A 14,278-nucleotide genomic window follows, 5' to 3' on the forward strand; every position below is an offset into this window, starting at 1 on the left:
CCTTCACATTAGCGAGGGGATCAGGCGGCGGTAGTCATTCAGTGACGGATGGCGTTGATACTGTTTCTCGGCAATCCCGGAATCAGGATTAGTCACGCCGAGGCAGTAACGAATACCAAATTGCGCGGCAGCATCGAGAATCGCTTCGCTGTCATCAATAAACAGCGTTCTTTCAGCTTTCAGACCCGTAGCTTCGGCCACCGCATGCCATAACCGCTGATCCTCTTTCGGATAACCAAATGTGTGGGTGGAAAGTAATAAATCAAGGTGTGCGTCCAGACCGGTATGCTCAAGTTTTACCGCCAGGTTGTGCGGATGCGCATTGGTGAGCAAAATTCGCTGCTTACCGCTGGCTTTCAGTGCCTCAAGAAACGGAATGGTATCTTCACGCAGTACGGCACGCGGTCCCATCTCGGTGGTCATCGCACAGATATCCAGACCCAGTTGCTCACTCCAGTAATCAAGACAGTACCAGTTTAGCGTATGCTGTACGTCGTGATATTGCTGGCGCATATATTCCATCGCTTCCTGTGGCGTAACCCCGTTTTTCGCGCCCCATGTTTCAGGCACCAGCTTTTGCCAGAAATAGTTATCGAAGGCGAGGTCGAGCAACGTGCCGTCCATATCCAGCAGAACGGTATCTACGTCCTGCCAGGCAATGTTGATATGCATGAGGGAAATCTCCAGAGTGAAGCAATTTGCGCGACAGGGTAGCATAACCTGCCGCGCAAACGTGTTATTCGATAAGGCTTTCTGAAGGGGTGATCAGTTGCGGGTTCAGGCAGCTTTCATAATAGGCCTGAATCTCCATCATGCGAGTGCGATGACGCTGGTAACGACGCCAGGCCTGTACGCCATTGTAAATGGCGCTACCCAGCATCGTCAGTAGCAGCAATGTGGTGCTGAGATAGCGCCACAGGCCGGAACGATCCGGGATCGGATGAAGGCCAATATGCTGCGTACCATTGGCGTCAGTGAAGATTTTTGTGACGATACCCTCGGCGTTAAACGGCGTATGCATCAGCATTTGTGCCAGTTTCTGGAAAGCGTTCCACTGTTCTTGCGGCGGGTAGTCGTAAAGTGATGCCGAAGGCCAGGGCTGATCAACAAAATCGCTGCCTTCGTCGCTGACAATCAGGAATCCGCCGGGGGCCGGACTGTTTAGTGATTGTGCCGCTCGCGCCGTTTCATGCGTGATAAACGGCGCGGTGGAGGTTGCCACCAGGTTATCCAGCGATTCCGCACTCACCGGGCGTAATAACACATTCACGCCATCGAGCTTCCCGGCGTTGGCGCGTTTTACCAGCGCGTCCCAGTCTTTACTGTTGCCGAGATTGACCAGCGCATTTTTCAGTCGCACACAGTCATCTTTGGCAGAACATAAATCCGCTGTCTTCAGTACAATGTCGCCAAAATCATCAAGCAATACCATGCCGGATTTTTGAATTGCTGAACGTAATGAGGCACTGACGCGAGATTCATCTTCCGGTTTAGGGTGCAGCTGGCGATTAACTGCTTCAGTCAATGCCGTCGCTTTGTTGACCAGTTCAGATTCTGGTAATGGCAATGAGCGGGCGTCGTTCCAGATGATCTGCGAGCAGTCAAACGGTAAAAAAGGTGAATTGGTTTTCGCGCTCCAGGTTCCGGAAGTTCGAATATTACACATTCCCGTACCGCTAATACGCAATGTATCGCCTACCCGCACGCCAGCGTCAGCCAGTTGTTTTACGCTGGTGGCTTCAATGGTCTGCGCGCCTTTCATCCATGAGAGAGTGAATTTCAGCGGCATATCCAGCGGGATCCAGAATAACAGCATAAACAGCACCAGCAGCGAGCCCGCAGCGATAATCGTACTGCGCAGCCAGTGCTGTAACGGAAAGTTTTTTACTTCATCATGCAGCGAAAGATATCGTCCCTGACGCACTACATGGCGGTCGAGATAGATATCGATATCGGTTTGTTGACCGAGATCCTGAGCAATGTATGGCTGCCAGTGTGCGGGATAGACCAGGTCGATAATACCGAGTGAAATATTGTTGATCTGTTCCTGATCGTTTTCGCCAAACAATCCCCAACGACGGGGTGTACCGCGCAGACAATGAATTTCCCGCAGGGAGGATTTTGCCGGGGGCGCGAATAGCCCCCACAGACCTGCGCCCAGCAGCAGTAACGCGCCGCCTGCCAGCCACGGAACAAATACATCCGGGGTAATCAGGCAGAAAAAGAACATCAGGAAGGAGGCGACGATCAGCAACGCTTCACGCAGCCCGCGCGGACGACTCAGCGCATATTCTTCATGCGTTTCTTTGCGAATATTGAGTAGCTCGATTTGCTCACTCTCTTCCCCGCGAATCGACGCCTGCGTTGACGGAACAGGTTGCAAGGCATAGCTGCGAGTTTCCTGCATGTACTCCTGCAGCGTATGACCGTTGAGTGAAATAACCAGCGGCAGCGAATCGGTATGAATCAGTTCAACGGTATTCTCATCGTTGATGTACTGTTCCCAGAAAGGGGGCAGGTGGACTTCTACCGAATCGAGGTAGTAACGCCATTTATTCGGATCGTCGGTAGAGATGCCGTAACGCGTGATAGCGTGTGTCAGCATCATGACGTTGTTGCTTTCGGCATTCAGCGCCAGAGAGATCGGTGCCGCGCTGGCTCCCGTTGGGCCAGGCACCTGTAATACCTGCGTCAGGCTCTCAAGATAATTTTCAACGGCGCTACGTTCTTCAGGTGTGAGTTTACGCGTTTGCGCATCCGCGAAGGCGTTGGTCCAGGGCAGCTGACGCCGTCTGGATCGCACTTTTATCAGCCATCCCGCAAGTAGTGAGCAGGCCAGCAAAGCAGCTAAAAAAATCACAATGGTGCTCATGCTTTCCCCATCTTACTTAGTCTGTCAGGCGTGGTCAGTCGCACCGGACACAATACATGATTCTGCGGTTGGCTATCGGCAAGCGTGGAGTTTAACTTGAGCATCATTAAGCACATCACAGTAACCGCTGATCATAGCAAACCCTCTGAAGGCGGAATATCAGCAAATTCCTGGAGTTATTTCAACCTATTGACTTTTAATTTGATTTGAGGACGATTATTTATTAAGTTACATAAATGTAAATAACATGCAATTCACATTGCCGAAAGCGTGTCCGATATCGCACAATAACCGCTGATTTCACAGCATAGATCCCACGATGAGCAAATCATTACAAAAACCCACCATTCTGAATGTTGAAACTGTAGCCCGTTCCCGACTGTTTACCGTCGAGAGCGTGGATCTGGAGTTCAGCAATGGCGTGCGGCGTGTTTATGAACGAATGCGTCCAACCAACCGGGAAGCAGTGATGATTGTGCCGATTGTGGACGATCACCTGATCCTGATCCGCGAATACGCAGTGGGAACTGAATCCTACGAATTAGGTTTTTCGAAAGGATTAATTGATCCGGGTGAAAGCGTCTACGAAGCCGCTAACCGCGAGCTAAAAGAAGAGGTTGGATTTGGAGCGAACGATCTGACTTTTTTGAAGAAGCTCAGCATGGCACCGTCTTACTTTTCCAGCAAAATGAATATCGTGGTAGCGCAAGATCTCTACCCGGAATCACTGGAAGGCGATGAGCCAGAGCCGCTACCACAGGTGCGCTGGCCGCTGGCGCATATGATGGATTTGCTGGAAGACCCTGACTTCAATGAAGCGCGCAATGTCAGTGCGCTGTTCCTCGTGCGCGAATGGTTGAAAGGGCAGGGGCGAGTGTAAATGCGTGAAGTTTGCCTGATGCACAATGTTTATCAGGCTTATGGGGTTTCTGCAATTTATTGAGTTTTCACGATTTTGTTAGCCGGATAACGCGTTCACGCCGTATCCGGCATAAACAAGTGCACTTTGTCAGCAAACTGAAAAGGCGCCGAAGCGCCTTTTTAATCAGAACAATTCCTGTGCCTCGCCATTATCGATAATGGTCGTTCCCACCTCGTGCACTGCCTGTTGTGTCGGCTGCGTACCTTCGATGAAATACTCTTCGCGGCTGTTGCCACCATTAGCTAACTGCCCGGTGCTGCGATCGATATTCACCGTCACAATACCCGGTGGCGGCGTCAGCGGCTGCTCCGGCACACCTTCAAGAACGGCTTTCATATAAGCGTCCCATGCAGGCTGGGCACTCTTGGCACCGCCTTCGTAACCTGAGATCTGATCTTTAATCGCTCCGGAAGCCGTTGTATGACCGAGATTACGACGGTGATCATCAAAGCCAATCCAGACCGAGGTCACAACGCCCGGACCGTAACCCGAGAACCACGCATCTTTCGAACTGTTAGTGGTCCCGGTTTTCCCGCCGATATCGCGACGCTGCAAATCACGACCTGCACGCCAGCCAGTACCCTGCCAGCCTGGCTCACCAAAGATATTGGTGTTCAAAGCACTCTTAATCAGGAATGCCAGCGGAGTGTTGATGACGTGCGGTGCGTACTCCTGCGCGCCAGTCTTCGCCACTAACGCCTGATTTGCCTGCTCCAGCTGCGGCATTGGTACAGAAACATTCTGCTGCTCGCGGGAGATAGCGACATCTTCAACATCGTTATTTTCCAGCACGTTCGATTTCTGCGTATCACCGTAAATCACCGGAATATCGCATTCCGGGCAGGCTACTTTCGGTTTCGCTTCGAAAATCACGCCGCCCTGATCGTTTTCAATTTTGCTGATAAACCACGGGTCCACCAGGAAGCCGCCGTTCGCCATGACCGCGTAGCCGCGCGCCACCTGCATTGGGGTGAAGGACGCTGAACCCAGCGCCAGCGATTCGGTGTGGACAATGTTTTGTGCCGGGAAGCCGAAGCGTTGCAGATATTCTGCAGCGTAGTCGACGCCCATCGCCCGCATTGCGCGTACCATCACCACGTTTTTCGACTGACCCAGCCCCTGACGTAAGCGAATTGGACCAGCATACTGCGGTGGTGAGTTCTTCGGCTGCCAGTCAGAACCGGCACTTGCATCCCAGCGAGAAATTGGCACATCGTTCAACATACTTGCCAGCGTCAGACCTTTATCCATCGCCGCGGTGTAGAGGAACGGTTTGATGTTGGAACCCACCTGACGCAGTGCCTGGGTGGCGCGGTTAAACTTGCTCTGATTGAAATCAAAGCCACCGACCAGCGCCATAACGGCACCGTTTTGCGGATTGATCGACACCAGCGCCGAGTTCACTTCCGGCACTTGTGCCAGCCACCATGCATCGCCAACCTGACGAACCCAGATTTGCTGACCCGTTTGCAGAACATCGGTCACTTTACGCGGCGTCGGTCCTTGCTGAGTATCCGAACGGTAAGGACGCGCCCAGCGAACGCCTTCCATACTCAATGCGACGGTCGACCCGTCCGCCAGCATCGCCGTCGCTTGCTGAGGATTGGCGCTGGTGACTGCGGCAGGCAGCAGCGGACCATAGGTTGGCAGCGCCTTCAGCGTATCGGTAATCTTGTTGTTATCCCACGCCGACTCGCCCACTTTCCACAGCACATTTGCCGGGCCGCGATAGCCGTGGCGCATGTCGTAGTCCAGCACGTTATTACGTACCGCCTGCTGCGCGGCCTGCTGCACTTTGCGGGTGATGGTGGTGTAAATGCGATAACCGTCTTCATAGGCACTTTCGCCATAACGGTTATACATCTCCTGGCGCACCATTTCGCTCAGGTACGGCGCAGAGAAAGCAATCTCCGGCGCGTGATAGTTAGCGTTAATCGCCTCAGTGCGTGTCTGATCGAACTGTTGTTGGGTGATATACCCTTCATCCAGCATCCGCGACAGCACGACGTTACGCCGCGCGACGGCACGATCCATCGAGTAGAGCGGGTTGAAGGTGGAAGGCGCTTTCGGCAGCCCGGCTATCACCGCCATTTCGTTCAGCGTCAGTTGGTCGACCGTTTTTCCGAAATAGACTTGTGCCGCAGCACCGACACCATAGGCGCGGTAACCAAGGTAAATCTTGTTCAGATAAAGCTCGAGGATCTCGTCTTTCGTCAGCAGCTGTTCAATGCGAATCGCGAGGAAGACTTCCTTAATCTTACGCATCAGCGTGCGTTCTGGACTGAGGAAGAAGTTTCTCGCCAGCTGCTGGGTAATGGTACTTGCCCCTTGTGACGCGTGACCGGAGAACAGCGCCACGCTTGCTGCACGGAAGATCCCCACCGGGTCAACGCCGTGATGCTCGTAGAAGCGGCTGTCTTCTGTCGCGATAAAGGCTTTCACCATCTCCGGTGGGATTTGATCCAACGTAACCGGAATACGACGTTTCTCACCGTATTGAGCAATCAGCTCGCCATCGGCGCTGTAAATCTGCATCGGAATTTGCAGGCGAACATCTTTTAATGTCGCCACATCCGGCAGTTGTGGCTCGATGTAGCGGTATAGGCCATAAATCGAGCCTGCTCCCAGCAGAATGCAACAGACTGCAAGGATCAAAAAATACTTTACGAACTTCACTGGAAATTTCCCATTTAGTTTCATTTGGGCAGTTTATAAACAAACGCGCGGTAGTATAAAGGCAAGCCAGACGCATTGATATACCCGTCAGAGTGACGGGTGATAAGGAGATCATCACAATGGCATTTAAGATCTGGCAAATTGGTTTGCATTTACAACAGCAAGAAGCGGTAGCGGTTGCGATCGTGCGGGGCGCAAAAGAATGCTTTTTGCAACGCTGGTGGCGGTTGCCGCTGGAGAACGACATTATCAAAGATGGGCGGATTGTTGATGCGCAGCAGCTGGCTAAAACGTTGTTACCGTGGAGTCGCGAACTGCCGCAGCGTCATCACATTATGTTGGCGTTTCCCGCCAGTCGCACATTACAGCGGTCATTTCCGCGCCCGTCGATGTCCCTTGGTGAGCGGGAGCAAACGGCCTGGCTGTCAGGGACGATGGCCCGCGAGCTGGATATGGATCCGGACTCCCTGCGCTTCGATTACAGCGAAGACTCACTCAGTCCCGCCTATAACGTGACTGCCGCGCAAAGCAAAGAGCTGGCAACGCTGCTTACTCTGGCAGAAAGGTTGCGTGTTCATGTGAGCGCGATCACCCCGGATGCCAGTGCATTACAGCGATTCCTGCCTTTTTTACCTTCTCATCAGCAATGTCTGGCCTGGCGTGATAACGAACAGTGGCTGTGGGCGACGCGCTATAGCTGGGGGCGCAAACTGGCGGTGGGGATGACTAGCGCGAAGGAGCTGGCGGCAGCGTTATCCGTTGATCCCGAAAGCGTCGCGATATGTGGCGAAGGCGGATTTGATCCCTGGGAGGCCGTTTCTGTTCGTCAGCCGCCGCTACCGCCGCCAGGTGGAGACTTTGCCATCGCGCTGGGGCTGGCGCTTGGGAAGGCGTACTGATGAACCCGCCAATTAATTTTTTGCCCTGGCGACAGCAACGCCGGACCGCTTTTCTGCGTTTCTGGTTGCTGATGTTCGTTGCGCCTCTGCTGCTGGCCGTCGGGATAACGCTAATACTGCGTCTGACAGGCAGCGCCGAAGCGCGCATAGACGCAGTTTTGCTTCAGGCGGAACAACAACTCGCCCGCAGCTTACAGATAACGAAGCCACGTTTGCTGGAGCAACAGCAGTTACGCGAACAGCGTTCGCAACGGCAGCGCCAGCGACAATTTACCCGCGACTGGCAATCTGCGCTGGAAGCACTGGCGGCGCTTTTACCCGAGCACGCCTGGCTGACAACGATAAGCTGGCAGCAGGGAACGCTGGAGATCAAGGGGCTGACAACAAGCATTACCGCGTTAAACGCACTAGAAACGTCACTCCGCCAGGATGCATCTTTTCATCTCAATCAGCGGGGAGCCACGCAGCAGGATGCGCAGGGACGCTGGCAATTTGAGTATCAGTTAACAAGGAAGGTTAGCGATGAACATGTTCTTTGACTGGTGGTTCGCCACATCACCCCGCCTCCGCCAGCTTTGCTGGGCATTCTGGTTGCTGATGTTAGTTACGCTCATTTTTCTGTCATCGACACACCATGAAGAGCGCGACGCATTAATTCGACTACGGGCAAGTCATCACCAGCAGTGGGCCGCACTGTATCGCCTGGTAGACACCGCTCCCTTCAGCGAGGAAAAAACGCTGCCCTTTTCGCCACTGGATTTTCAGTTATCCGGCGCGCAACTGGTTTCCTGGCATCCATCCGCGCAGGGAGGCGAGTTGGCGTTGAAAACGCTGTGGGAAGCAGTGCCGTCGGCATTTACACGGCTGGCAGAGCGCAACGTCAGCGTGAGCCGTTTTTCGTTAAGCGTGGAAGGTGATGATCTTTTGTTCACGCTACAACTGGAGACGCCGCATGAGGGTTAAACGCTGGTTGTTGGCAGGTATTGCATTGTGCCTTTTAACCGGTATGCGTGACCCTTTTAAACCGCCGGAAGATCTATGCCGGATTAGCGAACTTAGCCAGTGGCGCTATCAGGGGATGGTAGGGCGAGGCGAGCGCATCATCGGTGTAATAAAAGACGGGCAAAAGAAATGGCGACGGGTGCAGCAAAACGATGTGCTGGAAAACGGCTGGACAATTTTACAGCTGACGCCAGACGTACTAACGCTGGGTACCGGGACAAACTGCGAACCGCCACAATGGTTGTGGCAACGGCAAGGAGATACAAATGAAGCAATGGATAGCCGCACTACTGTTGATGCTGATACCCGGCGTACAGGCGGCAAAGCCGCAAAAAGTGACGCTGATGGTGGATGACGTTCCGGTAGCTCAGGTGTTGCAGGCGCTGGCTGAACAGGAGAAGTTGAACCTGGTCGTGTCGCCAGACGTCAGCGGTACGGTGTCGTTACATCTAACAGATGTTCCCTGGAAGCAGGCACTACAAACTGTAGTGAAAAGCGCCGGACTGATAACGCGGCAGGAAGGCAACATTCTCTCAGTGCATTCCATTGCCTGGCAGAATAACAATATCGCCCGCCAGGAGGCGGAGCAGGCGCGGGCGCAGGCAAATCTGCCGCTGGAAAATCGCAGTATAACCCTGCAATACGCCGACGCGGGAGAACTGGCGAAAGCGGGGGAGAAGCTACTGAGTGCCAAAGGGAGTATGACCGTCGATAAACGCACCAATCGCCTTTTGCTACGAGATAACAAAACGGCGTTAAGCGCGCTTGAACAGTGGGTAGCGCAAATGGATCTGCCGGTCGGGCAGGTTGAGCTGTCGGCGCATATTGTCACCATTAATGAAAAAAGTTTGCGTGAGTTAGGCGTGAAATGGACGCTGGCCGATGCGCAACACGCTGGTGGCGTTGGGCAAGTCACCACGCTTGGTAGCGACCTCTCCGTAGCGACGGCGACAACGCATGTCGGTTTTAACATTGGGCGCATCAACGGACGCTTGCTGGATCTTGAGCTTTCCGCGCTCGAACAAAAACAGCAGCTGGATATTATCGCCAGTCCGCGTCTGCTGGCCTCACATCTTCAGCCTGCCAGCATTAAACAGGGGAGCGAAATTCCATATCAGGTTTCCAGCGGGGAAAGTGGCGCGACGTCGGTGGAATTTAAAGAGGCCGTCCTGGGGATGGAGGTCACGCCCACGGTGTTACAAAAAGGTCGCATCCGGCTGAAATTACACATCAGCCAGAACGTTCCGGGGCAGGTGCTACAGCAGGCCGATGGCGAAGTGCTGGCGATTGATAAGCAGGAGATCGAAACGCAGGTCGAGGTCAAAAGCGGAGAAACGTTGGCGCTGGGCGGCATTTTTACCCGTAAAAATAAATCGGGTCAGGATAGCGTACCGTTGCTTGGCGACATTCCCTGGTTCGGGCAATTATTTCGTCATGACGGAAAAGAAGATGAACGACGCGAGTTAGTGGTGTTTATCACGCCACGACTGGTTTCCAGTGAGTAAACAGCCGTAAAAGCGGTAATGTTTTTACGCTGAACGTGTTTCATCTATTTGACGCGCGCAGGTATTTAGCATACAAGGAGTACCGATTTGAGAGTTGGTGCTCTTCGCTGCCTGCGTTCCATGATGATGATTTATCATTCAGGCGGCATTTTGCTGTCTTTTTTACGCTAATCTTACCCGGTGATTTATCGCCAGAGCGGTGGTAGCAAGGCAGCGCGCTTGCAGCGACCAGATATGCAGAGGGATGGGTGATTTATTCAGTTGCCAAACCCGCTGGAGTATTGAGATAATTTTCAGTCTGACTCTCGCAATATCTTATGAGGTTTCAGTTCATGTCCTGCGGCGCTCTCTGAGCGAAGCGGGTTTATCATTAACGAATAGTCTTAGTAGTACCGAAAAAATGGCAGAGAAACGCAATATCTTTCTGGTTGGGCCTATGGGTGCCGGAAAAAGCACTATTGGGCGCCAGTTAGCTCAACAACTCAATATGGAATTTTACGATTCCGATCAAGAGATTGAGAAACGAACCGGAGCTGATGTGGGCTGGGTTTTCGATTTAGAAGGCGAAGAAGGCTTCCGCGATCGCGAAGAAAAGGTCATCAATGAGTTGACCGAGAAACAGGGTATTGTGCTGGCTACTGGCGGCGGCTCTGTGAAATCCCGTGAAACGCGTAACCGTCTTTCCGCTCGTGGCGTTGTCGTTTATCTTGAAACGACCATCGAAAAGCAACTTGCACGCACGCAGCGTGATAAAAAACGCCCGTTGCTGCACGTTGAAACACCGCCGCGTGAAGTTCTGGAAGCGTTGGCCAATGAACGCAATCCGCTGTATGAAGAGATTGCCGACGTGACCATTCGTACTGATGATCAAAGCGCTAAAGTGGTTGCAAACCAGATTATTCACATGCTGGAAAGCAACTAATTCTGGCTTTATATACACTCGTCTGCGGGTACAGTAATTAAGGTGGATGTCGCGTTATGGAGAGGATTGTCGTTACTCTCGGGGAACGTAGTTACCCAATTACCATCGCATCTGGTTTGTTTAATGAACCAGCTTCATTCTTACCGCTGAAATCGGGCGAGCAGGTCATGTTGGTCACCAACGAAACCCTGGCTCCTCTGTATCTCGATAAGGTCCGCGGCGTACTTGAACAGGCGGGTGTTAACGTCGATAGCGTTATCCTCCCTGACGGCGAGCAGTATAAAAGCCTGGCTGTACTCGATACCGTCTTTACGGCGTTGTTACAAAAACCGCATGGTCGCGATACTACGCTGGTGGCGCTTGGCGGCGGCGTAGTGGGCGATCTGACCGGCTTCGCGGCGGCGAGTTATCAGCGCGGTGTCCGTTTCATTCAAGTCCCGACGACGTTACTGTCGCAGGTCGATTCCTCCGTTGGCGGCAAAACTGCGGTCAACCATCCCCTCGGTAAAAACATGATTGGCGCGTTCTACCAACCTGCTTCAGTGGTGGTGGATCTCGACTGTCTGAAAACGCTTCCCCCGCGTGAGTTAGCGTCGGGGCTGGCAGAAGTCATCAAATACGGCATTATTCTTGACGGTGCGTTTTTTAACTGGCTGGAAGAGAATCTGGATGCGTTGTTGCGTCTGGACGGTCCGGCAATGGCGTACTGTATTCGCCGTTGTTGTGAACTGAAGGCAGAAGTTGTCGCCGCCGACGAGCGCGAAACCGGGTTACGTGCTTTACTGAATCTGGGACACACCTTTGGTCATGCCATTGAAGCTGAAATGGGGTATGGCAATTGGTTACATGGTGAAGCGGTCGCTGCGGGTATGGTGATGGCGGCGCGGACGTCGGAACGTCTCGGGCAGTTTAGTTCTGCCGAAACGCAGCGTATTATAACCCTGCTCAAGCGGGCTGGGTTACCGGTCAATGGGCCGCGCGAAATGTCCGCGCAGGCGTATTTACCGCATATGCTGCGTGACAAGAAAGTCCTTGCGGGAGAGATGCGCTTAATTCTTCCGTTGGCAATTGGTAAGAGTGAAGTTCGCAGCGGCGTTTCGCACGAGCTTGTTCTTAACGCCATTGCCGATTGTCAATCAGCGTAACAACAAGAAAGGTCAGGCCGCTTATCAAGCGGTCTATTAGCTTCAGGTTAATTGCAACGTGGTAAGCATTAACCTTTTAGTGGGGTGTTAAATGGATGAATTCAAACCAGAAGACGAGCTGAAACCCGATCCCAGCGATCGTCGTACTGGTCGTTCTCGTCAATCTTCTGAACGTTCTGAGCGTACTGAACGTGGCGAACCGCAGATCAATTTTGATGATATTGAACTTGATGACACTGACGATCGCCGTCCGACTCGTGCGCAAAAAGAGCGCAATGAGGAACCGGAAATCGAAGAAGAAATTGACGAATCCGAAGATGAAACCGTGGATGAAGAGCGCGTAGAGCGTCGTCCGCGTAAGCGCAAAAAAGCAGCCAGTAAACCCGCTTCTCGTCAGTATATGATGATGGGCGTCGGCATTCTGGTTCTACTGCTGTTGATCATCGGTATCGGTTCTGCGCTAAAAGCCCCCTCGACCACTTCCAGCGATCAAACCGCGTCTGGCGAGAAGAGTATTGATCTTGCTGGCAATGCGACCGATCAGGCGAATGGCGTGCAGCCAGCGCCGGGAACCACGTCTGCGGAAAATACTCAGCAGGATGTTTCTCTGCCACCGATCTCTTCTACGCCGACTCAAGGGCAAACCCCGGTGGCAACGGATGGTCAACAACGTGTTGAAGTGCAGGGTGACCTGAACAATGCGCTGACCCAGCCACAAAATCAGCAACAGCTGAACAATGTGGCGGTCAATTCCACGTTGCCGACTGAACCCGCAACGGTTGCGCCTGTTCGCAATGGCAATGCATCGCGTGACACGGCGAAAACGCAAACCGCTGAACGTCCGTCCACTACGCGCCCAGCTCGTCAGCAGGCGGTGATTGAACCGAAAAAACCGCAAGCAACCGTGAAAACGGAGCCGAAGCCGGTAGCACAGACGCCGAAGCGTACTGAACCAGCTGCCCCTGTGGCGAGCACGAAGGCACCGGCTGCGACTTCTACGCCAGCACCAAAAGAGACGGCGACTACGGCTCCAGTACAGACGGCATCCCCGGCGCAAACCACAGCAACACCCGCTGCTGGGGCGAAGACCGCAGGTAATGTTGGTTCGTTGAAATCGGCACCGTCCAGCCATTACACTCTGCAGCTGAGCAGTTCCTCTAACTACGACAACCTGAACGGTTGGGCGAAGAAAGAGAATCTGAAAAACTACGTTGTCTATGAAACGACGCGTAATGGTCAGCCGTGGTATGTCCTGGTTTCTGGCGTGTACGCTTCGAAAGAAGAGGCGAAAAAAGCGGTATCTACATTGCCAGCAGATGTCCAGGCCAAAAACCCGTGGGCGAAACCGCTGCGTCAGGTACAGGCCGATCTGAAGTAATCAAGGTTATCTCCCGCAATGGTTTATCGTTGCGGGAGTTGCCTGAAGCGCTGGATGCTGTCGGAGCTTTCTCCACAGCCGGAGAAGGTGTAATTAGTTAGTCAGCATGAAGAAAAATCGCGCTTTTTTGAAGTGGGCAGGGGGCAAGTATCCCCTGCTTGATGATATTAAACGGCATTTGCCCAAGGGCGAATGTCTGGTTGAGCCTTTTGTAGGTGCCGGGTCGGTGTTTCTCAACACCGACTTTTCTCGTTATATCCTTGCCGATATCAATAGCGACCTGATCAGTCTCTATAACATTGTGAAGATGCGTACTGATGAGTACGTACAGGCCGCACGCGAGCTGTTTGTTCCCGAAACAAATTGCGCCGAGGTTTACTATCAGTTCCGCGAAGAGTTCAACAAAAGCCAGGATCCGTTCCGTCGGGCGGTACTGTTTTTATATTTGAACCGCTACGGTTACAACGGCCTGTGTCGTTACAATCTGCGCGGTGAGTTTAACGTGCCGTTCGGCCGCTACAAAAAACCCTATTTCCCGGAAGCAGAGTTGTATCACTTCGCTGAAAAAGCGCAGAATGCCTTTTTCTATTGTGAGTCTTACGCCGATAGCATGGCGCGCGCAGATGATGCATCCGTCGTCTATTGCGATCCGCCTTATGCACCGCTGTCTGCGACCGCCAACTTTACGGCGTATCACACAAACAGTTTTACGCTTGAACAACAAGCGCATCTGGCGGAGATCGCCGAAGGTCTGGTTGAGCGCCATATTCCAGTGCTGATCTCCAATCACGATACGATGTTAACGCGTGAGTGGTATCAGCGCGCAAAATTGCATGTCGTCAAAGTTCGACGCAGTATAAGCAGCAACGGCGGCACACGTAAAAAGGTGGACGAACTGCTGGCTTTGTACAAACCAGGAGTCGTTTCACCCGCGAAAAAATAATTCTCAAGGAGAAG

General features: G+C 53.0%; 13 protein-coding genes. 10 read left to right on the forward strand and 3 right to left on the reverse strand.

Annotated features, from left to right (window positions below):
• Positions 1–3: 3 nt before the first annotated feature.
• Positions 4–672, reverse strand: a complete 669-nt coding sequence (yrfG, locus tag KXD89_RS01595) for a GMP/IMP nucleotidase (RefSeq protein ID WP_001295168.1) — start codon at positions 670–672, stop codon at positions 4–6.
• Positions 673–736: 64 nt separating this feature from the next.
• On the reverse strand, positions 737–2,872 hold the full coding sequence (gene igaA / locus KXD89_RS01600) for an intracellular growth attenuator protein IgaA (RefSeq protein ID WP_000104533.1): 2,136 nt from the start codon (positions 2,870–2,872) through the stop codon (positions 737–739).
• Positions 2,873–3,191: 319 nt separating this feature from the next.
• On the opposite strand from igaA, the gene nudE reads away from it, so the two are divergent.
• Positions 3,192–3,752: an ADP compounds hydrolase NudE gene (nudE, locus tag KXD89_RS01605; RefSeq protein ID WP_000045744.1), complete on the forward strand. Its 561-nt coding sequence runs from the start codon at positions 3,192–3,194 to the stop codon at positions 3,750–3,752.
• 165 nt (positions 3,753–3,917) lie between these two features.
• Here the strand turns inward: nudE and mrcA are convergent, their stop codons facing one another.
• On the reverse strand, positions 3,918–6,470 hold the full coding sequence (mrcA, locus tag KXD89_RS01610; RefSeq protein WP_001336003.1) for a peptidoglycan glycosyltransferase/peptidoglycan DD-transpeptidase MrcA: 2,553 nt from the start codon (positions 6,468–6,470) through the stop codon (positions 3,918–3,920).
• Between the two features lie 119 nt (positions 6,471–6,589).
• Between mrcA and hofM the strand changes: the two genes are divergently transcribed.
• From hofM to dam, 9 genes are all read left to right on the forward strand, one after another.
• Positions 6,590–7,369, forward strand: coding sequence for a DNA utilization protein HofM (gene hofM / locus KXD89_RS01615; RefSeq protein WP_001295166.1), 780 nt, complete (start codon positions 6,590–6,592; stop codon positions 7,367–7,369).
• Positions 7,369–7,908, forward strand: coding sequence for a DNA utilization protein HofN (gene hofN / locus KXD89_RS01620; RefSeq protein WP_001069315.1), 540 nt, complete (start codon positions 7,369–7,371; stop codon positions 7,906–7,908). Before hofM ends, hofN begins: the two co-directional genes overlap by 1 nt.
• A complete protein-coding gene (gene hofO, locus KXD89_RS01625) occupies positions 7,892–8,332 on the forward strand; it encodes a DNA utilization protein HofO (protein WP_001055759.1) in 441 nt (146 codons plus the stop codon). The genes hofN and hofO overlap by 17 nt, the downstream gene beginning before the upstream one ends.
• Positions 8,322–8,726, forward strand: a complete 405-nt coding sequence (gene hofP, locus KXD89_RS01630; protein ID WP_001264141.1) for a DNA utilization protein HofP — start codon at positions 8,322–8,324, stop codon at positions 8,724–8,726. The genes hofO and hofP overlap by 11 nt, the downstream gene beginning before the upstream one ends.
• The gene (gene hofQ, locus KXD89_RS01635; protein ID WP_000815987.1) at positions 8,638–9,876 is read left to right on the forward strand and encodes a DNA uptake porin HofQ; all 1,239 of its coding nucleotides are present in this window, start codon (positions 8,638–8,640) and stop codon (positions 9,874–9,876) included. The genes hofP and hofQ overlap by 89 nt, the downstream gene beginning before the upstream one ends.
• Before the next feature lie 400 nt (positions 9,877–10,276).
• Positions 10,277–10,798 (forward strand): shikimate kinase AroK, encoded by a 522-nt coding sequence (gene aroK, locus KXD89_RS01640; protein ID WP_000818618.1) that lies wholly within the window; start codon positions 10,277–10,279, stop codon positions 10,796–10,798.
• Between the two features lie 56 nt (positions 10,799–10,854).
• A complete protein-coding gene (gene aroB, locus KXD89_RS01645) occupies positions 10,855–11,943 on the forward strand; it encodes a 3-dehydroquinate synthase (RefSeq protein WP_000439848.1) in 1,089 nt (362 codons plus the stop codon).
• A gap of 91 nt (positions 11,944–12,034) precedes the next feature.
• Positions 12,035–13,321 (forward strand): cell division protein DamX, encoded by a 1,287-nt coding sequence (gene damX / locus KXD89_RS01650; protein ID WP_000343215.1) that lies wholly within the window; start codon positions 12,035–12,037, stop codon positions 13,319–13,321.
• Between the two features lie 106 nt (positions 13,322–13,427).
• A complete protein-coding gene (dam, locus tag KXD89_RS01655) occupies positions 13,428–14,264 on the forward strand; it encodes an adenine-specific DNA-methyltransferase (RefSeq protein ID WP_000742143.1) in 837 nt (278 codons plus the stop codon).
• Positions 14,265–14,278: the final 14 nt, after the last annotated feature.

This window comes from Escherichia sp. TC-EC600-tetX4, from assembly GCF_019356055.1.
GTDB lineage: Bacteria > Pseudomonadota > Gammaproteobacteria > Enterobacterales > Enterobacteriaceae.

Bases quoted from the DNA above. Each gene is read 5' to 3' on its own strand.
- yrfG (WP_001295168.1), bottom strand. From the start codon at position 672: ATGCATATCAACATTGCCTGGCAGGACGTAGATACCGTTCTGCTGGAT.
- igaA (WP_000104533.1), bottom strand. From the start codon at position 2,872: ATGAGCACCATTGTGATTTTTTTAGCTGCTTTGCTGGCCTGCTCACTA.
- nudE (WP_000045744.1), top strand. From the start codon at position 3,192: ATGAGCAAATCATTACAAAAACCCACCATTCTGAATGTTGAAACTGTA.
- hofM (WP_001295166.1), top strand. From the start codon at position 6,590: ATGGCATTTAAGATCTGGCAAATTGGTTTGCATTTACAACAGCAAGAA.
- hofN (WP_001069315.1), top strand. From the start codon at position 7,369: ATGAACCCGCCAATTAATTTTTTGCCCTGGCGACAGCAACGCCGGACC.
- hofO (WP_001055759.1), top strand. From the start codon at position 7,892: ATGAACATGTTCTTTGACTGGTGGTTCGCCACATCACCCCGCCTCCGC.
- hofP (WP_001264141.1), top strand. From the start codon at position 8,322: ATGAGGGTTAAACGCTGGTTGTTGGCAGGTATTGCATTGTGCCTTTTA.
- hofQ (WP_000815987.1), top strand. From the start codon at position 8,638: ATGAAGCAATGGATAGCCGCACTACTGTTGATGCTGATACCCGGCGTA.
- aroK (WP_000818618.1), top strand. From the start codon at position 10,277: ATGGCAGAGAAACGCAATATCTTTCTGGTTGGGCCTATGGGTGCCGGA.
- aroB (WP_000439848.1), top strand. From the start codon at position 10,855: ATGGAGAGGATTGTCGTTACTCTCGGGGAACGTAGTTACCCAATTACC.
- damX (WP_000343215.1), top strand. From the start codon at position 12,035: ATGGATGAATTCAAACCAGAAGACGAGCTGAAACCCGATCCCAGCGAT.
- dam (WP_000742143.1), top strand. From the start codon at position 13,428: ATGAAGAAAAATCGCGCTTTTTTGAAGTGGGCAGGGGGCAAGTATCCC.